General features: G+C 67.2%; 19 protein-coding genes and 1 riboswitch. Of the genes, 12 read left to right on the top strand and 7 right to left on the bottom strand.

Going from position 1 to position 22185, the window contains the following annotated elements; all coding sequences use genetic code 11:
• The first annotated feature begins 275 nt into the window (after nt 1-275).
• A complete protein-coding gene (locus ACFUTU_RS06905; protein WP_377962421.1) occupies nt 276-824 on the top strand; it encodes a hypothetical protein in 549 nt (182 codons plus the stop codon).
• Between the two features lie 90 nt (nt 825-914).
• Here ACFUTU_RS06905 and ACFUTU_RS06900 read toward each other — a convergent pair whose 3' ends face one another.
• The 3 genes from ACFUTU_RS06900 to ACFUTU_RS06890 are packed head-to-tail and all read right to left on the bottom strand — an operon-like array spanning nt 915 to nt 4558.
• Entirely contained in the window at nt 915-2477 is a 1563-nt protein-coding gene (locus ACFUTU_RS06900) for an APC family permease (RefSeq protein ID WP_377962418.1), read from the bottom strand.
• Between the two features lie 12 nt (nt 2478-2489).
• Entirely contained in the window at nt 2490-3500 is a 1011-nt protein-coding gene (locus ACFUTU_RS06895) for an agmatine/peptidylarginine deiminase (RefSeq protein WP_377962451.1), read from the bottom strand.
• 11 nt (nt 3501-3511) lie between these two features.
• Nucleotides 3512-4558: a nitrilase-related carbon-nitrogen hydrolase gene (locus ACFUTU_RS06890; RefSeq protein WP_377962415.1), complete on the bottom strand. Its 1047-nt coding sequence runs from the start codon at nt 4556-4558 to the stop codon at nt 3512-3514.
• 247 nt (nt 4559-4805) lie between these two features.
• On the opposite strand from ACFUTU_RS06890, the gene ACFUTU_RS06885 reads away from it, so the two are divergent.
• Complete coding sequence (locus ACFUTU_RS06885) at nt 4806-5285, top strand: Dps family protein (RefSeq protein WP_377962412.1); 480 nt, start codon at nt 4806-4808, stop codon at nt 5283-5285.
• Between the two features lie 102 nt (nt 5286-5387).
• On the opposite strand, the gene ACFUTU_RS06880 is transcribed toward ACFUTU_RS06885, so the two are convergent.
• Entirely contained in the window at nt 5388-6941 is a 1554-nt protein-coding gene (locus tag ACFUTU_RS06880; protein WP_377962409.1) for an MFS transporter, read from the bottom strand.
• Nucleotides 6942-7007: 66 nt separating this feature from the next.
• Between ACFUTU_RS06880 and ACFUTU_RS06875 the strand changes: the two genes are divergently transcribed.
• The 6 genes from ACFUTU_RS06875 to ACFUTU_RS06850 all read left to right on the top strand — a co-directional run bounded on the left by ACFUTU_RS06875 (nt 7008) and on the right by ACFUTU_RS06850 (nt 15830).
• A complete protein-coding gene (locus ACFUTU_RS06875) occupies nt 7008-7547 on the top strand; it encodes a TetR/AcrR family transcriptional regulator (protein WP_377962406.1) in 540 nt (179 codons plus the stop codon).
• Between the two features lie 106 nt (nt 7548-7653).
• A riboswitch (glycine riboswitch) is annotated at nt 7654-7752 on the top strand.
• 177 nt (nt 7753-7929) lie between these two features.
• Nucleotides 7930-10779, top strand: coding sequence for an aminomethyl-transferring glycine dehydrogenase (gene gcvP / locus ACFUTU_RS06870; protein WP_377962404.1), 2850 nt, complete (start codon nt 7930-7932; stop codon nt 10777-10779).
• A 13-nt stretch (nt 10780-10792) separates the two neighbouring features.
• On the top strand, nt 10793-11941 hold the full coding sequence (gene gcvT / locus ACFUTU_RS06865) for a glycine cleavage system aminomethyltransferase GcvT (RefSeq protein WP_377962401.1): 1149 nt from the start codon (nt 10793-10795) through the stop codon (nt 11939-11941).
• A gap of 649 nt (nt 11942-12590) precedes the next feature.
• Entirely contained in the window at nt 12591-12974 is a 384-nt protein-coding gene (gene gcvH, locus ACFUTU_RS06860; RefSeq protein WP_377962398.1) for a glycine cleavage system protein GcvH, read from the top strand.
• On the top strand, nt 12971-14305 hold the full coding sequence (gene glyA, locus ACFUTU_RS06855; protein WP_377962395.1) for a serine hydroxymethyltransferase: 1335 nt from the start codon (nt 12971-12973) through the stop codon (nt 14303-14305). Before gcvH ends, glyA begins: the two co-directional genes overlap by 4 nt.
• A gap of 112 nt (nt 14306-14417) precedes the next feature.
• Nucleotides 14418-15830 (top strand): L-serine ammonia-lyase, encoded by a 1413-nt coding sequence (locus tag ACFUTU_RS06850; protein ID WP_377962392.1) that lies wholly within the window; start codon nt 14418-14420, stop codon nt 15828-15830.
• Between the two features lie 35 nt (nt 15831-15865).
• On the opposite strand, the gene ACFUTU_RS06845 is transcribed toward ACFUTU_RS06850, so the two are convergent.
• On the bottom strand, nt 15866-16438 hold the full coding sequence (locus ACFUTU_RS06845; protein WP_377962389.1) for a TspO/MBR family protein: 573 nt from the start codon (nt 16436-16438) through the stop codon (nt 15866-15868).
• A gap of 151 nt (nt 16439-16589) precedes the next feature.
• Between ACFUTU_RS06845 and ACFUTU_RS06840 the strand changes: the two genes are divergently transcribed.
• Nucleotides 16590-17663 carry a lipid II:glycine glycyltransferase FemX gene (locus ACFUTU_RS06840; RefSeq protein WP_377962386.1) on the top strand — a complete coding sequence of 358 codons (1074 nt, stop codon included), beginning with the start codon at nt 16590-16592 and terminating at the stop codon, nt 17661-17663.
• A 59-nt stretch (nt 17664-17722) separates the two neighbouring features.
• Nucleotides 17723-19219 carry a threonine/serine exporter ThrE family protein gene (locus ACFUTU_RS06835; protein ID WP_377962383.1) on the top strand — a complete coding sequence of 499 codons (1497 nt, stop codon included), beginning with the start codon at nt 17723-17725 and terminating at the stop codon, nt 19217-19219.
• A gap of 13 nt (nt 19220-19232) precedes the next feature.
• Here the strand turns inward: ACFUTU_RS06835 and ACFUTU_RS06830 are convergent, their stop codons facing one another.
• Nucleotides 19233-20075: a siderophore-interacting protein gene (locus tag ACFUTU_RS06830; protein ID WP_377962380.1), complete on the bottom strand. Its 843-nt coding sequence runs from the start codon at nt 20073-20075 to the stop codon at nt 19233-19235.
• 10 nt (nt 20076-20085) lie between these two features.
• Nucleotides 20086-20868 carry a uracil-DNA glycosylase gene (locus ACFUTU_RS06825; protein ID WP_377962449.1) on the bottom strand — a complete coding sequence of 261 codons (783 nt, stop codon included), beginning with the start codon at nt 20866-20868 and terminating at the stop codon, nt 20086-20088.
• A gap of 185 nt (nt 20869-21053) precedes the next feature.
• Here ACFUTU_RS06825 and ACFUTU_RS06820 point away from each other — a divergent pair, with 185 nt between their 5' ends.
• Together ACFUTU_RS06820 and ACFUTU_RS06815 are read left to right on the top strand one after the other, a co-directional pair.
• Nucleotides 21054-21452 (top strand): DUF3263 domain-containing protein, encoded by a 399-nt coding sequence (locus ACFUTU_RS06820; protein ID WP_377962377.1) that lies wholly within the window; start codon nt 21054-21056, stop codon nt 21450-21452.
• Nucleotides 21453-21501: 49 nt separating this feature from the next.
• Entirely contained in the window at nt 21502-22143 is a 642-nt protein-coding gene (locus tag ACFUTU_RS06815; protein WP_377962374.1) for a LytR C-terminal domain-containing protein, read from the top strand.
• Nucleotides 22144-22185: the final 42 nt, after the last annotated feature.

Genomic DNA, 22185 nt, shown 5'->3' with positions numbered 1-22185 from the left:
CTCCCAATGGGAGGCCGGCGCCTCGCATTTTGCGCCCTGCTTTACCGGATTTCGGCATCGTGCCGCAGAGGCCGTTATCAGCGGTAACGGAAACGTGGAGAAAGGGCTACGAACGGCTCTCGCCGCCCCTGAAATGCTCCCGGGAATTACGCCACCGTGACCCGCTTTTTGCGAGATTAACGGTTGCACCCCGAACCGGCCACATCCCTCGTTTAGTGCTTTTGGCGCTCCTAGTCTGGAGGTATCCAAATCACTCACCTGAAAGGGGTGGCCAAATGAAAAAAATCCCCGCCTGGCTCACAGTCATCCTTTTGGCTGTTGGACTGGGCCTGTTGGCTCCGGGCTCCGCCTCGGCAGCCTCCTACTGCGGGCAGGTGTGGGGCTCGCTGGCGAAGGCCAACCAGACCATGAGCACCGCAGCCGTCACGAACGTCCGCACGGGACAGCATTACTGCTTCGACCGCCTGGTGATCGATCTCAAGGGCAAAGCCAAAGGCTACAACGTCCGCTACGTTCCCGAGGTGGCCCAGGAAGGGTCCGGTCTGCCCGTGAAGCTTCGCGGCCGGGCATTCCTGCAGCTCACCATCAACTCGCCGGCCTATGACAATGTCACAGGCAAACCCACGTTCATTCCGGCCAACCGGTCCGAGGTGACCAACGTGTCCGGCTACCACACGTTCCGGCAGGTGGCATGGGCGGGCAGCTTCGAGGGCTACACCACGCTTGGCCTGGGCGTCCGCGCCCGGCTGCCGTTCAAGGTCTACACGCTGGACGGTCCCGGCTCGGGCTCACGGCTCGTGGTCGACGTCGCCCACTACTGGTGAGATTCCAGCATCAGTCAAAACAGCGATGCCCCGCCTCTCCGGACCAGTTCAGGCCGGGAGGCGGGGCATCGCCGCTGATGCAGGGGGCGGTTATTCGGGAACCACCAGCGCGGGGGTGTCCTTGCGGATGGTGTCACCGCGGAAATAGCCGGGCCGCAGCCGTGCCATCACGAGCATGAAGACGATTCCCAGGGCGAGGATCCCCACGCCGAGCACGAACACGAGCCCCACGCCGAAGATCTCCGAACCGCTGCCGAATTCAGGCGCCCAGCTGTCGATGGCGGTCTGCAGGAAGACCACCGCCAGGCCGATGCCGCCCAGCAGGGGGCACAGCAGCCGCAGCACGAAGTTGCGGGCACTGCTGAAGACGCTGCCGCGGAAGTACCAGGCGCACGCAAACGCGGTCAGCCCGTAGTAGAAGCAGATCATCAGGCCCAGGGCCAGGATGGTGTCGTTCAGGACGTTTTCGCTCACCACGTGCATCACGGCGTAGAACCCGGCGGACAGCACGCCCGCCGCGACGGTGGCGAAGCCCGGCGTCGAATACTTCCTGCTCATGTGGCTGAACTGCCGGGGCAGTGCGCCGTAGTGGGCCATCGCCAGCAGGCTGCGTGAAGGCGACGTGAACGTCGACTGCAGCGACGCCGCCGAACTGGACAGGACCGCCAGCGACATCAGGATGGCGAACGGGCCCATGATGGGCGATGCCAGCGCGGTGAAGACGTTCGCGTGGTTCTCCTCGTTGTTCAGGCCGATCCCCGTGTCCCCGACGCCGGCGAACATCATGGTGGCGATGGTCACCAGCAGGTAGATGCCCAGGACGACGACGGCGGTCAGGGTGCCGGCGAGGCCGGCGGTCTTCTTCCCGTTGGCGGTTTCCTCATTGACCGTCAGGCACACGTCCCAGCCCCAGTAAACGAAGATGGACAGCGAGATGCCCGCCGCGACCTGTCCGAAGGTCTCGATCTTGGTCACGTCGAACCAGTCCCAGCTGAACGGGATGGCCGTGCTGGACGTGGACCAGTTGGCGAACGCCATGGCCACGAAGAGGCCCAGAACCAGCAGCTGGAAACCCACCAGGCCGTACTGGACAAGCTTGGTGGTGTGCAGGCCGCGGTAGCTGACCCAGACGGCCAGGGCCACGAACACGAAGCAGGTCAGCACGTTCAGCGGCTTGTTGGCGGCAAGGTCCGCGAGGTCCGGGGAACCGGTCAGCTGCGCCAGGAAGAGGTAGAAGAAGTCCACCGCCACCCCGGCGAGGTTGGACAGCACAATGATGTTGGCGGCCAGCAGGCCCCAGCCGCCCATCCAGCCAACCCAGGGCCCGAACGCCTTGGTCACCCAGGTGAACGTGGTGCCGCTGTCCGGTGAGTCCGCGTTCAGCTCCCGGTAGGCGAGTGACACGAGGATCATGGGGATGAAGCCGATGAGGAAGATCACCGGCAGCTGAAGCCCCGCCTCGTTCACCGTGGGACCCAGGGCGCTGGTCAGTGTGTACGCCGGCGCGATCGTGGAAATGCCCAGGACGACGACGGCGAGGAGCCCGAGCTGCCCGCCCTTCAGGCCCTTCCCGGTGATGCCGTGGGCTGCTTCGCCGGCCGAGGAAGCGCTCTTGCCGCCCGGCTGGATGCTTTCACGCGTGGTTTGGCTCATGTGTGGCCCTTTCTAGATGGCAGCGGGCTGCTGCTGGGTGATGCAGTGGATCCCCCCGCCGCGGGCGAAGAGTTCGCGGGCGTCGATGCCCACAATCCTGCGTCCGGGATATGCGTCCGCGAGGATGCGGAGCGCCTTCTCGTCGTTGGGGTCAGAGAAGGTGCATGCGATGACTCCGCCGTTGACCACCACATGGTTGATGTAGCTGTAGTCCACGAAGCCCTCCGGGTCCGTCAGGGCGACGGGCGCCGGGACTTCGATGATGTTCCATTCCCGGCCGGCAGCGTCCGTGGTGGCGGACAGGAAGCTGATGATTTCCTGGCTTACCTCGTAGTCGGGGTGGGCAGGATTCTGCTGTGAATGGACCAGCAGGGTGCCGGGGGAGGGGATGGCTGCGACGATGTCTACGTGCCCGCGCGTTCCGAACCGCTGGGAGTCACGGGTGAGTCCGCGGGGCAGCCAGATCACCTTAGTGGCGCCGATGGTCCTGGCCAGTTCGGCCTCGATTTCGGCTTTGCTGACTCCGGGATTGCGGCCCGGATCCAGCTGCACGGTTTCGGTGACCAGCACCGTTCCCTCGCCGTCCACCTGGATGCCGCCGCCCTCGTTGACCAGCTCGGACACGAGGTGCCGGGCGCTGGCCCGGCCTGCCACCTCGGCGGCGACCAGCGAATCCTTGTCCCACCTGGCCCAGTCCTGCGCGCCCCAGCCGTTGAAGACCCAGTCGACAGCACCCAGGGCGCCGTTTCCGTCCAGAACAAACGTCGGGCCGATGTCGCGCATCCACGCATCGTTGAGTTCCGCCGTCAGTACCTCGACGGCGGGGGACAGGTAGCGGGCGGCGGTGCCGACGTCGGACGGGTCCACCACCATGGTGACCGGTTCAAACTCAACGGCGGCATTCGCGACGGCGGCCCAGACCGACCGGGCGGCGTGCGCCGCCTCCGCGGTGTCCCCGAGCGTGTAGCCGCCGGTGGGGAACGCCATCCAAAGCCGCTCCTGGCGGGCCGTCTCGGCCGGCATGCGCCAGGTGCTCACGCGTGTGCCCCGGCCGCGACAAGCCCAGCCGCCGCACTGGGTGTGCCGAACGGCTCCTCGGTGCGGACCGGTTCGGTGAGCCGGGCATAGGTGTCCGGGCGGCGGGTGGTGAGGAACGGGAAGAGGGTCAGCCAGTCCTTGCGCTGGTCCAGGTCGAGATCGGCCACGAGGACTGCGGACTCGTTCCGGGGTGCCTGGACCAGGATGCGGCCGTACGGGTCCGAGATGAAGGAGGAGCCGTAGAAGTTCAGGCTGCCCTCCTGGCCCCAGCGGTTCGGAACCACCATGAACAGGCCGTTGGCGATGCCGTTGCCCACGATGACCTGCTGCCACAGGGGCTGGGTGTCAAAGTCCGGGAACAGCGGCTCGGAACCGATCGCCGTCGGGTACACCAGGAGCTCAGCGCCGCTGAGGGAGTACATGCGGGCCAGCTCCGGGAACCACTCGTCCCAGCAGGTGGGCATGCCCAGCCGGGCGCCGCCGAGTTCTGCCGGGGCGTGGACCCGGTAGGCGTCCTCCGCCTCGGGGCCCTGCCGGAAGAACTTGTCCTCGTAGTATCCCGCGGTCACCGGGATGTGCAGCTTGTGCGTGCGGGCCAGGAGCTCGCCGGAGGGGGAGACCAGGATGGAGGTGTTCAGGCCAAGGCCGTCATCCGAGCCGTCCGGGTTGGCCGCGCGCTGGTAGAGCGAGGCATGGACGGTAATGCCGTTCCGGCGGGCGGCCTCTGCTGCGAAGCGGAAGGTGGGGCCGGTCAGCAGGTCCTCCGCCGTGTCGGAGGGGCGCGGGCGGTGCTGGCCCTGCAGGGACAGGTCATTTTCGGGGATCTGGTCGGCCGGGTAGCGGGAAAGTGTGAGCTCGGGCAGGAACACCACCGTGGCACCCAGCCGGGCGGCCCGGTCAATGCCGTCGTTGAGTTCCGCGCGGAGTGCGGCGGCGCTGCTGTGCCAGCGGTGCTGCACGAGGCCCACCCTCAGGGCAGGGCGTCCGGACGGCGCTGTCCGGGCGAGGGAGGCGGGCGCGTTGAGGCAGGTTATTTCGATCATGATGATGATTACTCCAGTGAGACGACCGTCACTAAATGAATGACGTTCATTTAGTATGCACGTGCGATGCCGGCGTGGCAAGGGTTATTTGAATGCCGATCATTTATGACCCCGTCCGCTCGCCGCACGGAAGTTGGGCGCCCGCGGAATTAGTAAGTAAGCTGATCGTGAAATTCGGCCTCTGGTGCTCCCCGGCCCGGAGCGCCTGCGGTAGCGTCGAAACCACTGGACCATTCGAGGAGGATTCATGAAGGCTTCACCGACACTGACCAACAACATGCAGGCCGTCCTGACGGACCTGATCGAGCTGCACCTCCAGGGCAAGCAGGCGCACTGGAACATCGTTGGCACCAACTTCAGGGATCTGCACCTCCAGCTGGACGAGATTGTCACTGCCGCCCGGCTCTTTGCGGACGACATCGCGGAGCGCATGCGCGCCCTGCATGCCCTGCCGGACGGGCGCAGCGCCACCGTGGCAAAGTCGACGAACCTTCCGGCGTTCCCGGAGGGGCTCATCAATACGAAGGATGCGATTGACCGCATCGTGGCCGCCCTGGAGGCGGCGGTCGGCACCATGCGCAAGGTTCATGACGAGGTCGACGAGGAAGACCCCACCACCGCCGACCTGCTGCACACCTTCATCGAGAAGCTGGAGCAGTTCGCGTGGATGACCGGCGCCGAGAACATGAAGGCGTCGGCCAGCGTGACGCAGCCGGACAGCAAGTAAGCGACCGGGCAGTTTATTACCCGCGCCGATTGTCATGGGCGGCCCTGGAGGGATTCCTCCGGGGCCGCCCGATTTTGTGCCCGCTACTTCGCCCGGTCCCGACTACTTCGCACGCGGGATGCGGCGGAGTACGACGGCGGCAAGCACCGACGCTCCTGCCATCAGCACCAGCCCAATCGCCGCTGTGATGTGCACGCCGGAGTCAAACGCCGTCCGGGCAGCGGCCGTGACCGCCTCTGCCAGCGGTGCCGGCAGCGACCCGGCCAGCTCCACCGCCCCGGCGAGGGTTTCCCGGGCCTGGTCTGCCGACGCTGCTGTGGACACCTGCGCAACGGCCGCCGGCAGGGCGAGGTGCTGCTGGTATGACGCGGTCAGGATCGACCCCAGGACCGCCGTGCCCAGGAGGGACCCCACTTCGTAACCCGTCTCCGAGATCGCCGCTGCGGCCCCGGATTTCGCCGCCGGCGCAGCCCCCAGGATCAGATCGTTCGAGATGGTCTCGGCGGATCCCACACCTACGGCCAAAACGAGGAGGGCGGCAAGCAGCGTGGCGGGTCCGCCGTCGTGATTGCCGAATGCGACGAGGCAGTAGCCGGTGGCGCCCAGCGCCAGTCCCGAGGCCACCACAAAGCCCGGCCGCACCCTCCGGACCAGCGGAACCACCAGCAGGCCGGCCACCACCATTGCCGCCAGCGCGGGCACCATGGCGGTACCGGACTCGGACGGTGACATGCCTTCGAGCAGCTGCAGGTGCTGTGCCAGGAACAGGATGAAGCCGTTGTAGGAGAACAGCGACAGGATGTTTGCCGTAATTGCCGCGCTGAATACTGGGTTCCGGAACAGGGAAATGTCCAGCATCGGGGAAGCCAGGGCGTGCTGGCGGCAGACGAAGAGAAGGCCCATGACCAGGCCGAATGCCATCACGCCGAAAGCGGCCGGGCCGGGGCCGTGCGTGGCCAGTTCCTTGATGCCGTAAACCAGCGGCACCATGGTCAGCATTGACAGCACCACGCTGGGGGTATCCACGCGTCCCGGTTTCGGATCCTTGGACTCCGGAATGAGGAAGCGGCCGAGGATCAGCGGCGGCAGCATGATGGGCACGGCCACGAGCAGGACCGCGCCCCACCAGAAATGCTCCACCAACCAGCCGCCAAAGATCGGCCCGAGTGCCGCGCCCCCTGAAAAGCCCGCGGCCCAAATGGCCACGGCCAGCCGACGCCTGCCCGGCTCCTGGAAGATGTTGCGGATCAGGGACAGTGTGGACGGCATGAGCATGGCGCCGAAGAATCCCAGGGCGGCGCGGCCCGCAATAAGCCATTCAGCGCTCGGCGCGAAGGCTGATGCCGCGGAGACCGCCGCAAACCCTGAGATGCCGGTCAGGAGCAGCCGGCGGCGCCCGATCCTGTCGCCCAGACTTCCCATTGCCACGAGGAGTCCGGCCAGGACGAGTGCGTAGGCGTCCACCACCCACAGGAGCTGCACGCCCGAGGGGTCCAGGCTGCGGGCGATCGCCGGAAGGGCAAACGTCAGCGCGGTATTGTCCACGGCCACCAGGAGCACGGGGAACATGAGCAGGGCCAGGGCGAGCCAGTCTCTTTTGGATGAAGTCCGGTTGGCCTCGGCGGGCAGCGGGGCGAGGACGGAATGAGTGGTCATGAAATAACTATACCGTCCGGACGGTACAGTTATAGCCTTCAGTCCGAAACGGGCATGATGGAAGCCATGCCCAGAAAACCGGTCGCCCGCGGCGCAGTCCTCGATGCCTTCGAATCCCTGCTGATCGAGGTGGGGGAGCGCGCCGCCACCCTCGATGCTGTGGCCGCCCGCGCCGGCGTCTCCAAGGGCGGGCTGCTGTACCACTTTCCGAACAAGGAAGCACTGATCGGCGTCCTGCTGGACCGGTTGGATGAATTCGCGGAGGCGGACGCGCAGGCCATGGCCGCAGCCCCGGAGGGAGCTGCCGCCTACTTCATCAGGTCGTCCGTCTGGGCTGACACGCCGCTGGACCGTGCCATCGTGGCCGCCACGCGGCTGGCCGAGGTCGCGCACGAGGAAACCCGGCGCCGGTTTGCCCACATCCAGCAGCGGTGGCTGGACGAGATTGCCCGCGACGTGGGGCCGGGCCTGGCCAAGGCGGTCCTGTACATGGGCGACGGGCTCTACTTCAATGCCATGCTGTCCGTCGGGCCGGCGGCAACGCCTTCCGAGACCGCGGCCGACGTCGAAAGCCTCCTCGCCGCGCTCGACCGGCTGCGGGGGTAGTCCCGCTGCTGCCGGGCTACCGCCGCGGTTTGCGGACGCGAACCCGGCGTAGGACAATAGCCTCTGTGACGACGACAGCTGTCACCGCTCAATTTAATAAAGCCTTTGATCTGCGGCGGGAGAGTCCTGCAAGTAGGTACAAGCAGGCGCCGTAGGAGCAAAACCTCCCCAGGAATCTCTCAGGCCCACGTACCGCCGCGGCAAGGCAACTCTGGAGAGCAGCAGGCTGCCCGCTGGAATGTCCGCGTTCGCGCGGACGGTTCAGGGCGTGCTGTGCTCACCGACGGTGCAAGCGGACACGAGTGTCCGCGGAATCTCTCAGGTCCAATACAGAGCGGGGAGGAACCCGAATCAATGTGGCGTACCCTGCGCCGCCTTAGTTATGGAGTTCCTTTTGACCGTTAGTTCAGCCTCCTCGTCCTTCGTCGACCGGCATATCGGCGCCCGCCGCCAGGCCGACGTCGAAGCCATGCTCAAGGCCGTCGGCTATGACACCGTCGACGCCCTGGTTGACACGGCAGTCCCCAACGACATCCGCCAGGACTCCGCGCTCCAGCTTGCCCCCGCGCTGAGCGAAGTTGAGGTCCTGGCCGAACTCCGGAAGCTCGCGGCCAAGAACAAGACCGCGGTTCAGATGATCGGGCAGGGCTACTACGACACCGTGACGCCGCCGGTGATCCGCCGCAACATCCTCGAGGCCCCGGCGTGGTACACCGCGTACACGCCGTACCAGCCGGAGATCTCGCAGGGCCGGCTTGAGGCGCTGCTGAACTTCCAGACCATGGTCCAGGACCTGACGGCGCTGCCCATCGCGAACGCGTCGCTGCTGGATGAAGCCACGGCCGTGGCCGAGGCCGTGCTGCTGATGCGCCGGGCCAACAAGAAGAATGACGGCAAGACCGTCCTGGACGCGGACTGCCTGCCGCAGACCATCGCCATTGTGAAGGGCCGCGCCGAGGCGCTCGGCTTCGAGGTGGAGGTCGCGGACCTGTCCCAGGGGCTGCCCGACGGCGAGATCAACGGCGTCGTGCTCCAGCAGCCCGGCGTCTCGGGCCGGGTCTTCGACCATTCCGGCGTGATCGCCGCCGCCAAGGAACGCGGCGCACTGGTGACCGTGGCCGCGGACCTGCTGGCCCTGACCCTGATCACGCCTCCGGGCGAGCAGGGCGCCGACATCGCCGTCGGAACCGCCCAGCGCTTCGGCGTTCCCCTGTTCTATGGCGGTCCGCACGCCGCCTACATGGCTGTGCAGAAGGGCCTCGAGCGCTCCCTGCCGGGCCGGCTCGTTGGCGTCTCCAAGGACAACGCCGGTGTCCCTGCCTACCGCCTCGCGCTGCAGACCCGGGAGCAGCACATCCGCCGCGAGAAGGCCACCTCCAACATCTGCACCGCCCAGGCGCTGCTGGCCATCGTCGCCTCGATGTACGCCGTGTACCACGGTCCGGAGGGCCTGAAGGCGATCGCCGAGACCACGCACGGCCACGCCAGGACCCTTGCCGCGTCGCTCAAGGCCGCCGGGCTGGACGTCCTGCACACCAGCTTCTTCGACACTGTGACGGTTTCGGTTCCGGGCAAGGCCGGCGCCATCATCGCCGCCGCCGAGCAGAAGGGCATCAACCTCCGCAGCATCGACGCCGACACCGTCGGCATCTCGGCGGATGAAACCACGACGCCGGCCGTCGTCGCCGACGTCCTGTCCGCCTTTGGTGCCACCGCCGTGGAGGCGACTGGCGGTTTCGCCTTGGACACCGCCGTCGAGCGTTCCTCCGCGTACCTGCAGCACCCGGTGTTCAACACGCACCGTTCGGAAACCCAGCTGCTGCGCTACATCCGCAGGCTCTCCGACCGCGACCTGGCCTTGGACCGGACCATGATTCCGCTGGGTTCGTGCACCATGAAGCTGAACGCGACCGCCGAGATGGAGGCCATTTCCTGGCCGGAGTTCGCCTCGATCCACCCGTTCGCCCCGGATTCCCAGACCGCGGGCTGGCGCGAACTCATCGGCGGACTGGAAGCCGACCTCGCCGAGATCACCGGCTACGACCAGGTGTCCATCCAGCCCAACGCGGGGTCCCAGGGCGAGCTCGCCGGCCTGCTGGCGATCCGCGGCTACCACCTCTCCCGCGGTGAGGGACAGCGCAACATCTGCCTGATCCCGGCCTCGGCGCACGGCACCAACGCCGCCTCCGCCGTGCTGGCCGGCATGAAGGTGGTCGTCGTGGCTACCGCCGCTGACGGCACGATCGACCACACGGACCTGTACGCGAAGATCGAGGCCAACAAGGATGCACTCTCGTGCATCATGATCACCTACCCCTCCACCCACGGCGTGTACGACGGCGACGTCCGCGAAGTCTGCGACGCCGTCCACGCCGCCGGCGGACAGGTCTACGTCGACGGCGCCAACCTCAACGCCCTCGTCGGCCTGGCCCAGCCCGGCAAGTTCGGCGGCGACGTCTCGCACCTGAACCTGCACAAGACCTTCTGCATCCCGCACGGCGGCGGCGGACCCGGCGTCGGGCCGGTCGCGGCGAAGGCACACCTGGCACCGTTCATGCCGGGTGACGCCGCTACCTGGACCGAAGGCAACGACGTTCCGATCTCCGCTTCGCGCTTCGGCTCCGCCGGCGTCCTGCCGATCTCCTGGGCGTACGTGAAGCTGATGGGCGGGGCCGGCCTGACCGAGGCCACCAAGTCGGCGCTGCTGGCTGCCAACTACGTGGCGGCAAGCCTGAACGACTTCTTCCCCGTGCTCTACACCGGCGAAGGCGGCCTCGTGGCGCACGAATGCATCCTGGACCTGCGCGCCCTGACGGCCAAGACCGGCGTCACCGCCGAGGACGTGGCCAAGCGCCTGATTGACTACGGTTTCCACGCCCCCACGCTGGCGTTCCCGGTGGCCGGCACGCTGATGGTGGAGCCCACCGAATCCGAGGACCTGGGCGAAATCGACCGGTTCATCAAGGCCATGATCGCCATCCGCGGCGAGATCGACCAGGTGGCGAACGGCGACTTCACGGTGGAGAACAGCCCGCTGCGCAACGCCCCGCACACTGCGGCAGCTGCCATCAGCTCCGACTGGGACCGCGCCTACCCGCGCGAGCAGGCCGTCTTCCCCGGGCACACGCACAAGCAGGACAAGTACTTCCCGCCTGTGGGCCGCATCGACGGCGCCGCCGGTGACCGGAACCTGGTCTGCTCCTGCCCGCCCCTCGAAGCGTTCGAGAACTAGAGGAATCCGCTCAATGACTGAGAACTACACTGCCCTTTACGAGGAGCACAAGAAGCTCGGTGCTTCGTTCACCGACTTTGGCGGCTGGCAGATGCCGTTGAAGTACGGCTCGGAACTGGCCGAGCACCATGCCGTCCGTAATTCGGCCGGCATCTTCGACCTCTCCCACATGGGCGAAGTCTGGGTCACCGGCCCGGACGCTGCCGCTTTCCTGGACTACGCCCTCGCCGGCAAGATCTCCGCCATGGCCGTCGGCAAGGCCAAGTACTCCCTGATCTGCGACGCCGACGGCGGCATCATCGACGACCTCATCGTCTATCGGCGGCCGTCCGCGGCTGAAGGCAGTGACCGCTTCCTGGTAGTGCCCAACGCCGGCAACGCCAAGGTGGTGGCCGAGGCCCTGGTGCAGCGGGCCGCCGGCTTTGACGCCGCCGTCGAGGACGCCTCCGCCGGCACGTCACTGATCGCCGTGCAGGGCCCGAAGGCCGAGGAGATCCTCCTCCGCCTCGTCCCGGCGGCCCAGCACGAGCTGGTCACCGGGCTGAAGTACTACGCCGCCGTCGAAGTGCCCTTCCTGGTGGGCGGGGCGAGCCGGAACCTGCTGCTGGCCCGGACCGGGTACACCGGCGAGGACGGCTTCGAGATCTTCGTGGAGAACGACGGCGCCGCCGCCCTTTGGCAGTCGATCGTCGCCATCGCGGATGAGGGGGAGCTGACGCCCGCGGGCCTCGCGTCCCGTGATTCGCTCCGTTTGGAGGCCGGCATGCCGCTGTACGGCAACGAGCTTTCCCTCGAGGGCGACCCGTTCGCCGCCGGCCTGGGCCCGGTCGTCGCGCTGTCCAAGGAAGGCGACTTCGTGGGCAAGGCCGCGCTGGCTGCCAAGAAGGAAGCCGGGGCGGGTTCCACCTCGGGCCGCAAGCTCGTAGGCCTCAAAGGCCTGGGCCGCCGCGCCGGCCGCGGACATTACCCGGTCCTTAAGGACGGCACGGTCGTCGGCGAAGTCACCTCCGGCCAGCCCAGCCCCACCCTCGGCTACCCGGTCGCCATGGCCTACGTCGACGTCGCCTACGCCGAACCCGGCACGGCCCTGGACATCGACCTGAGGGGCAAGGCGGAGCCGTTCGAAGTCGTCGCACTGCCTTTCTACAAGCGCTCAAAGTAGCCCGGCCGAACCGCTGGTTGAGCCTGCCGAAACCCTCGCGGTTCCACTCGGCTCCAGGACCGGCGGGCCCCAGTTTTCACGCGTGCTGCTCCTTCGTCGCTTTGACGCACGCTTTCGAAAACCGCGGCCAGCCGGCCCTTCGAGGGCATGTCACCTTGGGTGACAATCACGGCACAGCGACAGCCAGGATGAGTGCATCGAAAGCCAAAGGTGCTGGGGGAGGGGCCGCCGTCGGACGCGTTCTCTCAAAACCCGACCGCCGGTGTATGCCCTCGCCAAGCTCGATCATTGGGGGTCGAGCTTGCCGAACCGGCGCTCTGGCTTGCCTGGTACGGGGCTGTTGCAAGTTTCGCTCCGGAAACTGGTGGCCCCGAAAACTGAACGTCACTACGGCGGGTGAGGGGTCTCCGGAAGCGTGCTCCCCACCGTCCCCCTGGCCTCGCAGGCTCGGCCAGGGAACCCGGACGGCGTGGGCCCAGCACGCGGAGGAGTTCCCCTCACCCGCCACCCAGGCCACGCGCGCGGTGCGGGGAGGAGTTCCCTCACCCGCCACCCAGGCCACGCGCGCGGGGTACGGAGGAGTTCCCAGGCGCCACCCAGCCACACACAACTGTTTTTGTCCGCGAGTTTCACGAGCAAAGGAAAATAAATGGCAAAAGTTGCCGCTGAACTGCAGTATTCCGAGGAACACGAATGGGTTTCCCGTGAGGACGGGAATGTGGTGTCTATTGGCATCTCCGCCGTGGCCACAGACGCCCTCGGCGACATTGTTTACGTGGACCTGCCCGAGGTGGGGTCCGCGGTGACCGCGGGGGAGACCTGCGGCGAGGTTGAGTCCACGAAGTCGGTTTCGGACCTGTACGCCCCGGTGACGGGAGAGGTCACGGAGATCAACTCCACGGTCATCGAGGACCCTGCCCTGATCAACAGCGACCCGTACGGGGCCGGCTGGCTGTTCAAGGTGGCGGCCGAATCTGAGGGCCCGCTGCTCTCTGCCGAGGAGTACGCGTCCAAGAACGGCGGCGAGCTGTGAGCGGCGCAGGTGCCGCAGGCACAGAAACAGTCGCCTTCACCCAGGTCGTGTCGCCGAGCCTGAACGCGGATCTCGCGGAGCTGGATCCGGAGATCGCGGCAAAGATCGACGACGAACTTGGGCGCCAGCGCACGGGCCTGGAGATGATTGCGTCGGAGAACCACACGGCGGCTGCGGTGATGCAGGCGCAGGGGTCGGTGCTGACCAACAAGTACGCCGAGGGGTACCCGGGCAAGCGGTACTACGGCGGCTGCGAGCACGTTGACGTGATCGAGCAGCTCGCGATCGACCGGGTCAAGGCCCTGTTCGGTGCCGGGTACGCGAACGTGCAGCCGCACTCCGGTGCGCAGGCGAACGCCTCGGTGATGCACGCCCTGATCACGCCGGACGACACCATCATGGGCCTGAACCTCGCCCATGGCGGGCACCTGACGCACGGCATGCGGATCAACTTCTCCGGCAAGCTCTACAACGTGGTCCCGTACCAGGTCCGTGAAGATGACCACCGGATCGACATGGCCGAGGTGGAGCGCCTGGCCCAGGAGCACAAGCCGCAGCTCATCGTGGCCGGCTGGTCTGCGTACGCCCGGCAGCTGGACTTCGCCGAGTTCCGCCGGATCGCCGACTCCGTGGGGGCTTACCTGATGGTGGACATGGCGCACTTCGCCGGGCTCGTCGCCGCAGGCCTGCACCCGTCACCGGTCCCGCACGCGCACGTCACCACGTCCACCACGCACAAGACCCTCGCGGGTCCGCGCGGCGGGATCATCCTGACCAACGACGCCGACGTTGCCAAGAAGATCAACTCGGCTGTCTTCCCTGGCCAGCAGGGCGGGCCGCTGGAGCACGTGATCGCGGGCAAGGCCGTGGCCTTCAAGATCGCCGCGTCCCAGGAGTTCAAGGAACGCCAGGAGCGGGTGCTCGCCGGCGCCCGGATCCTCGCCGAGCGCCTGGTCCAGCCCGACGTCACGGCCAAGGGCATCTCGGTGGTCTCCGGCGGTACGGATGTGCACCTGGTTCTGGTGGACCTGCGGAACTGTGAGCTCGACGGGCAGCAGGCTGAGGACCGCCTCGCTGCCATCGACATCACCGTGAACCGCAACGCCGTGCCGTTCGATCCGCGCCCGCCGATGGTCACCTCCGGCCTGCGCATCGGCACTCCGGCCCTGGCCACCCGCGGTTTCAGCGAAGCCGCCTTTGCCGAGGTCGCGGACATCATCGCGGAGGCACTGACCGCCGACGCCGATGCCGACCTGTCCGGACTGCGCCGCCGCGTGGAAGCCCTCGCCGAAGCCCACCCCCTCTACCCTGGCGTCGCAAACCTCGCCTGACCTGTAGGGTGGAGTTTTTGTCCAGATACCGCGGGTTGAAGGCCCTTTTGAGGCCATTATCTGTACAAAAACTCCACCCTCTACCGACCCCATGCCTAGTTAGGATTGATTTATGGCCGTTGGAGTCTTTGATCTCTTTTCCATTGGGATCGGGCCCTCGAGTTCCCACACGGTGGGTCCGATGCGTGCCGCTGCCGTCTTCGCCGGCGAGCTCAAAGCCAGCGGAAAGCTGGACAGCGTGGCGTCGCTGCGGGTGGATCTGTACGGGTCGCTGGCGGCGACGGGGCACGGGCATGGGACCATGACGGCGGTGCTGCTGGGCTTGGAGGGGTATCACCCGGAGCTGATCCTGCCGGATGAGGTGGAGGAGCGGTTGGCGTCGATCGCGGAGACGGGGATCCTGAACCTGGCGGGGTCGGTTCCGTTGCCGTATGGCGTGGAGGACATGGTGCTGCGGCCGCTGACGGTGCTGCCGCGGCATACGAACGGGATGACGTTCACGGTCTTTGATGTGAACGGGGCGGAGCTGCAGAAGGCGACGTTCTTCTCCGTTGGGGGCGGGTTCATTGTCCGCGAGGGCGAGGAAGAGGCCGCGCAGCAGGAGCTGGACGAGTCGAAGAAGGACCTGCCGCTGCCGTTCCGGACCGCGGCGGAACTGCTGGGGCACTGCCGTGCCCAGGGCCTGTCGATTGCCGACGTCATGCTGGTCAATGAGTGCGCGTCCCGGTCCGAGGCGGAGATCCGGGAGGGGCTGCTGCACATTTATTCGGTGATGGAGGGCTGCGTGCAGGCCAGCCTGAAGCGGGAGGGGCTGCTGCCGGGCGGTCTGAAGGTCCGCCGTCGGGCCCCGGACTGGCATGAGCGGCTGCTGAAGGAAGGCCGTGGCCACGGAGGGGACTACCGGGACCCGAAGTACTGGCAGGAGTGGGTGAACCTGATCGCCCTGGCCGTGAACGAGGAGAACGCCTCCGGCGGCCGCGTGGTCACCGCCCCGACGAACGGGGCGGCCGGGATCATCCCCGCCGTGCTGTACTACGCTTTGCATTTCGCGCCGGGCATGGAGAACGCGACGCAGGAGGACCGCGACGACGTGGTGGTCCGTTTCCTGCTGGCCGCCGGCGCGGTCGGGGTGCTGTACAAGGAGCAGGCGTCGATTTCGGGTGCGGAGGTGGGCTGTCAGGGCGAGGTGGGGTCGGCGTCGTCGATGGCTGCCGCCGGGCTGGCGGAGGTGATGGGCGGGTCCCCGGCGCAGGTGGAGAACGCGGCGGAGATCGCGATGGAGCACAACCTGGGCCTGACCTGTGATCCGATCGGCGGGCTGGTCCAGGTCCCGTGCATCGAGCGGAACGCGATCGCCGCGGCCAAGGCGATCAACGCCGCGAAGATGGCGCTCTGGGGCGACGGTTCGCACCGGGTCTCGCTGGACGAGGTCATCGTGACCATGCGCGAAACCGGCAAGGACATGAGCTCCAAATACAAGGAAACGGCGATGGGCGGCCTCGCCGTCAACGTCGTGGAGTGCTGATTCCAGCACCGCCGGTTGAGCCCGTCCGGACGGGACTAGTTGTTGGCGGCCGCCCAGAGGTTCAGGCTTGTGGCAAAGACCACCCACGACAGGTAGGGCAGCATCAGCAGACCGGCCGTGCGGCGGATCGGGCCGAACAGGAGCACGGTGGCGGCCACAGCCACGGCCAGGGCAAGGATGATGCCCAGCGCCAGCCAGAGCGCAGGCGAACCCCAGGCCGGGTACAGCCCGAAGAACACGGGCGTCCACGCCAGGTTCAGGGCAAGCTGCACGCCGTAGACCCTGAGCGCAGCCCTGCGGCGCGGGCTGCGGCTCCGCCAAACAAGCCATGCAGCCACCGCCATGGCTGTGTACAGCGCGGTCCAGACGGGCCCGAACACCCAGTTGGGCGGAGACCACGGCGCCTTGTCGGCCGTTTCGTACCAGCCGGTGACGTTGCTGATGGTCGCCTGCGAACCCAGCCAGGCCACCAGGGCGGAGGCCGCCAGGAACCCCAGGAGGCCGGCAATTTCGACGGCGGTGCGCCGCCGTGCAGGTGGCACGGCACCGCCCCTGGTTGCGGCATCTGTTCCCGTTCCCGCGGCCGGCGCGCGGTCCCTGCTCGTCATCTCCCTACACTTGCCAAGGGCGCAGGCGGAGTCAAGATTCTGACCAGGATCACGTGCCCGTGTCGAGCGGGCCGGGAGCCCTGACGGATAGACTTGAGGCTGCTTCTCCGGCATCTGCACGAAACGTAAGCGAAGATTGGACACGGCACACTTGCGAGAATTCACTGCCCGCTTTGCCACCTCCGAAGAGGTTGCCAACTGGGACTCCCACGTCACCGCGAATCCGAACGGCGGAAACCTGCTGCAGTCGGAGGCCTTCGCCGAGGTCAAGCAGCACTTCGGCTGGAAGACCCTGCACCTCGTCTACGAGACCGCTGACTACACGAGCTACAACCTGGTCCTGGAAAAGAGCTTCCCGGTGCTGGGCAAGCTCTGGTACCTCATCAAGGGACCTGATGTGGCCGCCGTCGAGGACATTCCGGGCATCGCCGCAGCCAACGCCGAATTCGTCAAGCGCGCACGGCTGGGGGTCTTCGCCATCAAGATCGAGCCGGACATCATCCTCAGCGACGTCGCCCGCGAAGTCATCGAGGGGGCAGGCCTCGTCAAGACGCACAACCTGCAGCCCAACGACTCCACGGCCCTGCTGGATATCTCCCCCGAGGAGAACCAGCTGCTCCGCAACCTCCACTCACGGGGACGGAACGCCGTCCGGCGCGCCATCCGCGAGGGCGTCGAGGTTCACAACGTGGACCCCAGCGAGGAAAACTTCAAGGCCATGTACGCCCTCATGACCGACACCGTCCAGGCGAAGTCCCAGGTGCGCGTCCGCGAATACGACTACTACCGGCAGTTCTGGACGAACTTCATCAAGCGCGGCCAGGGCAGGCTTATGTTCGTGTACGAAAACGGCGTTCCCTCGGTGGGTGCCTTCGTCATCAACTACGGCCGCAAGGGCACGTACAAGGACGGCGGATCCCTGCAGAAGCGCAACCAGTACGGCGATTCGCACCTGGTGCAGTGGACCGCGATCAACCAGCTCAAGGAGCTGGGCTGCACGGAATACGACTTCTGCGGAACGCCGCCCAGCGACAAGCTTAAGGACACCTCGAACCCCTTCCACGGGCTGGGCCTCTTCAAAACCAGCTTCAGCAAAACGGTCACGGACTTCGTGGGCTGCTATGACCAGGTCATCAGCCCGCTGAAGTACAAGGCGTGGATTGCCGCCGGCGAACGTATCGCCCGGCAGCTCTACACGCGCCGCACCGGGCAACAGTTTTACTGACCGGGACGTTTAACGGCTAAGGCACTGAACGGCTAAGGCACTGACAGAGGGGAGCCCTGATGACCAAACAACCCCGCGGCGCCAACCGGCCGCCCACGGACGGGCTGCCCAAGACGGAGCCGCTCACCGCCTCGCAGCTGCACCAGAACGCGGCCGCAAAACGCATGCTGCGCCGCCTGGTGCAGGGGGAAAACCCGCCGACGGCGCCGCTGAGCATCGTGGACCGGCTCGCCGGGAGCCCGTACGCCAATCCCATGATCCAGGTGGGCGGGATCGACGAATCGGCCCGCAAGACGATGGACTTCGCGCTGCACCTTGCCGAGTCCATGTTCCGGTACGGTGCCGGCGCGCTCGAGGTGGAAACCAGCATCATCGCCGTGACGGCGGCGCTGGGGCTGAAAAACATCGAGGTGGACATCACCAACCAGTCCGTGGGCATCAACTATGCGGCCAAGGACCAGACGCCCATCACCCTCCTGCGCGTGGTCCGTTCCTGGACGAACAATTATGCGGGGCTTGCCCAGGTCCACCAGCTGGTCACCGACATCGTGGCCGGGGGCGTGGGCCGGGACGAGGCCGCCCGCCGGCTCGACGAGATCGTCCGGCGCCCCAAGCCGTTCCCGCGCTGGATGGTGACGGTTGCCTTTGCCGTGTTCTCCGCCGTGTTCGTGGCTGTCATTGGCGGCGGCCCTGGCGCCTCGGCGGTCGCGTTCGCCTCCAACCTGCTCATCAGCCTGGTGGCCAGGAAGCTGGGCCGCTGGCGGACGCCTGACTTCTTCATCACCGCTGCATGCTCGTTCGTGGTGACGGTCATCGCGCTGCTGCTGTGGCGGTTCGGCAGTCCGGTGGGAGTCCGGCTTGCTCCGGCCATTGTGGTGGTGGGCGGGATCCTGCTGCTGCTGCCCACCGGGCGGCTCGTATCCTCGGTGCAGGATGCCATCAACGGCTTTCCCGTCACTGCGGCCGGCAGGTTTCTGTCCACCCTGCTGACATTCGGGGCCGTCGTCGCCGGCATTGCCGTTGCCTTTGTGGTGGGCGACAGGATCGGCATGGAGCCGATCGACGTTACCGAGACCTTCCCGCCCGCGTACCCGCTGTGGGTGCAGGTGATCCTGGTTGCCATCGCCGTCGTGGCGATCGGCATCACGGAACAGACGGACTGGAAGCTGCTGCTTCCGACGGCGGCCGTGGGCGTGGTGGGGCACCTCACCCTGATCGCGGGCGAGGCGCTGGGTATTGGGGCGCGTTTCTCGCCGGCGCTCGCCGCCGTGGTGATCGGCCTGCTGGCCCGTGTGGTTGCGCTGAAGATGGGAGCGCCGCAGCTGGTGGTCGCCGTGCCGGCCGGTTTGATCCTCCTGCCCGGCCTCACCATTTTCCGGTCGATGTACGTCCTGACCATCGAAGAATCCGAGATCCTGCTCGGCGCTGGCGGGATGCTCAGCGCCGGGGCGATCGTGTTCGGCGTCGCCGGCGGTATTGTGCTGGGCGACACCCTGGCTCGGCCGCTGACGCGGAACCTTGCCAGCAACGAGCGGCGGCGTTCACGCCGCCGCTAGCGCTGCTGGATTGCTACAGGATCTGGCCGATGGGGAGCTTCTTCTCGGCCTGGAACACGTCCTCCACCCTGCCCTTGGCCCAGTAGCCGGACAGTGAGACCTGGCTGCGGTCCAGGCCGCGTTCCCGGAACAGGACGTCCCGCAGTGCCTTCATGTAGCCCCGCTCGCCATGCGCAAAGACGTTCACCCGCCCCTCCGGCCAGGCAGCGTTGCGCACGGCCTCCACCAGCCGGCTGCCCTCGCCGGCGGGGACGCCGCCGCGCTGCAGCCAAACCAGCTCGAGTCCGGCCGGGGCAGCGATCTCCTGCACGTCGTCGTCAGAACCCACCTCGATGAAGGCCTGGCCGCGCGCATGCTCCGGCAGGGACTCAATAACGGCGGCCATGGCCGGCAAGGCGGCCTCGTCCCCGGCCAGGAGGTACCAGTCCGCCGCCGGATCTGGGTTGTAGGCGCCGCCCGGCCCGGTGAAGATCAGGCTGTCACCGGGTTTGGCTTTGGCCGCCCAGGGGCCGGCCAGGCCCTCGTCGCCGTGGACCACGAAATCAATGGCCAGTTCGCCGGCTGCCATGTCCACCCAGCGGACGGTGTAGGTCCTGGTGTAGGGCCACTGCTCCCGGGGCATCGTTTCCCGGATGGCCCAGAGGTCCAGGGGCTCCGGGTAGTCCACGCCGGGCTGCGGAAAGACGATCTTGACGTACCGGTCCACGAAGTCGTTGTTGACGTAGTCAGCGAAGCCCGGGCCGCCGGCGACGATCCGCACCATGTGCGCGGAAAGCTGCTCGCGCCGAAGGACAGCCAGGGTGACCTGCGGGCGGGATTTCTTGGTGGCAGAGGTGGCGGCCGGGAGGGAAGTCATGCGGGTAAGCCTAGCCTAAGTTCCTGGGCGGAACGGCGGGGATCTCCCAGTCCACCGGGCCGGCACCCTGCTCCGTCAGCAGCGCGTTGGCGCGGCTGAACGGCCGGGAACCAAAGAACCCGCGCGAGGCGGACAGCGGGCTGGGGTGGGCACTGGATACCACGGGCGTGCTGCCAAGCAGGGGGCGGACGCTCTCGGCGTCCTTGCCCCACAGCACAGCCACGAGCGGGGCAACGGTGCCCGCCGCCGTCCGGCGCCCGGCGACGGCGGCGACGGCCGCCGTCGAGATTGTTTCCCAGCCTTTGCCGCGGTGCGAGCCGGCAGCGCCCTCCCGCACGCTCAGCACCCTGTTGAGCAGCAGGACGCCCTGGTCCGCCCAGGAGCCGAGATCGCCGTGGATCCGCGGGGGCAGGCCCAGGTCGGATTCAAGTTCCTTATAGATGTTGGCCAGGCTGCGCGGTATGGGGCGGGTGCCGGCGTCCACGGAAAAGGCGAGCCCCACGGCGTGGCCGGGGGTGGGGTAGGGGTCCTGGCCCAGGATCAGGACCCGCACCTGGTTCAGCGGCTGCCGGAACGCCCGGAGAACGTTCGATGCCGACGGCAGCACCCTGTGCCCGGCTGCCTCCTCGCGCGCGAGGAAGGCCAGGACGGACCTCACCTCGGCTTCCACCCCGGCCAGGGCCTCCGCCCAGTCGGGTGCCACCAGTTCGCTTAACGGAAGCGCGGCGAGCGCCGCGAAACCGGGGCCCGCCACTGCGGCCGGTTCCAGGTCGAAGAGGGGTTCAGGTTCCATCACGCCGTCCATTCTTCCGCAATGCAGTCCGGAGGGGGTTGCCGGAGCCGGCCGCCGGGGGCGGTGACGGTCCGGTGCCGGCCCTGCGCCGCCCTTGTGCCGCCCATCCGCCGCAAATGACAACGCTGTTATTCCTCCGTAACATAGGGGAGGTACTTTGACCGGATTCAGCTAAGGAGAGCGCAGTGGCCGAGCCGTTGCAGGACCACCTCGCGGACCGTCTCGCAGAGCAGAATTCAGGGCAGGAACCAGGGCAGAATTCAGGGCAGGACCCCATTACGGGGCGCGGGCTGCGGAGCGGTTCGCTGCTGGATGACTTCAAGCTCCGGGACTCGCCGCTGAGCGAGCGGGAGCAGCAGATTCTCGCCCTCGAACGTCAGTGGTGGAAGTATGCCGGCGCCAAGGAACAGGCCATCCGGGAGCTCTTTGACCTGTCCGCGACGCACTACTACCAGATCCTCAACGCGCTGATCGACACCGAGCACGCGCTGGCGCACGACCCCATGCTGGTGAAGAGATTGCGTAGACTACGTACGTCACGTCAGCGGGCCCGCACTGCACGCCGCCTTGGTTCTGACGCGTAATTGCTAGTGCCGGACTGCCGGCGAAAACCAACAAGGACGCCTGTTTACCATGACTAATTTTGCTCGGGACGAATTCGACAGGGTACCTGAGGTCTCCTCCCGGCAGGGCGTACACCGCGCTGTCTCCGCGCCGTCGCGGCCAAAGTTGTGGCCCATCCTTTCCGTCGGAATCGGGGCGCTCGCCGTGGGCCTGGTGGCTTTCCTCCTGCTGCCGCAGCTGGGCTTCCAGCCCGCCATGGCGCCGCCCTCCGCCGCGGCAGCCGGCACCTCTGCGCCGGCCGGCCCGACGACGGCACCCTCCGAAAGCCCGGCGTCCGGCGCCGCCGCACCGGAGCCGCAGTCCTCGGCTGACTCCGAAGCGGCTTCCCCTTCGGCCCTGCAGCCCGCCACCTCGGAAACCATCGCCCCTGCAGCCGTGGACAAGTCGCAGCCGGTCGCCGTCTTCAACGGAACGCTGACCGCCGGCCTGGCCGGGCGCGTGGGTGCCACGGTCCAGTCGGACGGCTGGGTGCTCGGTGAGGTGGCCAACTGGCAGGGATCGCCGCAGCAGCAGTCGGTGATCTTCTACTCGGACGCCGCGCACCGTGCCAACGCCGAAGCCCTCGGCGCCCTGCTGAACATCCCCACCCTGGTGGAAAGCGCGGACTTCCCGACGCCCGTTGCCGTGGTGCTCGGCCCCGGGTACCAGTAGCCATCCCGGTTACGCCTGAATAACTATTGCCCCCGCCCCGGG

The organism is Arthrobacter sp. NPDC057388 (assembly GCF_042668165.1).
In the GTDB taxonomy this organism is placed as follows: Bacteria; Actinomycetota; Actinomycetes; order Actinomycetales; family Micrococcaceae; genus Arthrobacter.
Note: the sequence above shows the minus strand (reverse complement) of the source record. Positions and strands in the feature narration are given on the sequence as shown.

Bases quoted from the DNA above. Each gene is read 5' to 3' on its own strand.
- ACFUTU_RS06895 (WP_377962451.1), bottom strand. From the start codon at position 3,500: ATGCCGGCCGAGACGGCCCGCCAGGAGCGGCTTTGGATGGCGTTCCCC.
- ACFUTU_RS06835 (WP_377962383.1), top strand. From the start codon at position 17,723: ATGACCAAACAACCCCGCGGCGCCAACCGGCCGCCCACGGACGGGCTG.
- ACFUTU_RS06875 (WP_377962406.1), top strand. From the start codon at position 7,008: ATGCCCAGAAAACCGGTCGCCCGCGGCGCAGTCCTCGATGCCTTCGAA.
- ACFUTU_RS06825 (WP_377962449.1), bottom strand. From the start codon at position 20,868: ATGGAACCTGAACCCCTCTTCGACCTGGAACCGGCCGCAGTGGCGGGC.
- gcvP (WP_377962404.1), top strand. From the start codon at position 7,930: ATGGAGTTCCTTTTGACCGTTAGTTCAGCCTCCTCGTCCTTCGTCGAC.
- ACFUTU_RS06885 (WP_377962412.1), top strand. From the start codon at position 4,806: ATGAAGGCTTCACCGACACTGACCAACAACATGCAGGCCGTCCTGACG.
- gcvT (WP_377962401.1), top strand. From the start codon at position 10,793: ATGACTGAGAACTACACTGCCCTTTACGAGGAGCACAAGAAGCTCGGT.
- ACFUTU_RS06850 (WP_377962392.1), top strand. From the start codon at position 14,418: ATGGCCGTTGGAGTCTTTGATCTCTTTTCCATTGGGATCGGGCCCTCG.
- ACFUTU_RS06815 (WP_377962374.1), top strand. From the start codon at position 21,502: ATGACTAATTTTGCTCGGGACGAATTCGACAGGGTACCTGAGGTCTCC.
- ACFUTU_RS06880 (WP_377962409.1), bottom strand. From the start codon at position 6,941: ATGACCACTCATTCCGTCCTCGCCCCGCTGCCCGCCGAGGCCAACCGG.
- ACFUTU_RS06890 (WP_377962415.1), bottom strand. From the start codon at position 4,558: ATGATCGAAATAACCTGCCTCAACGCGCCCGCCTCCCTCGCCCGGACA.
- ACFUTU_RS06830 (WP_377962380.1), bottom strand. From the start codon at position 20,075: ATGACTTCCCTCCCGGCCGCCACCTCTGCCACCAAGAAATCCCGCCCG.
- ACFUTU_RS06900 (WP_377962418.1), bottom strand. From the start codon at position 2,477: ATGAGCCAAACCACGCGTGAAAGCATCCAGCCGGGCGGCAAGAGCGCT.
- ACFUTU_RS06905 (WP_377962421.1), top strand. From the start codon at position 276: ATGAAAAAAATCCCCGCCTGGCTCACAGTCATCCTTTTGGCTGTTGGA.
- gcvH (WP_377962398.1), top strand. From the start codon at position 12,591: ATGGCAAAAGTTGCCGCTGAACTGCAGTATTCCGAGGAACACGAATGG.
- ACFUTU_RS06845 (WP_377962389.1), bottom strand. From the start codon at position 16,438: ATGACGAGCAGGGACCGCGCGCCGGCCGCGGGAACGGGAACAGATGCC.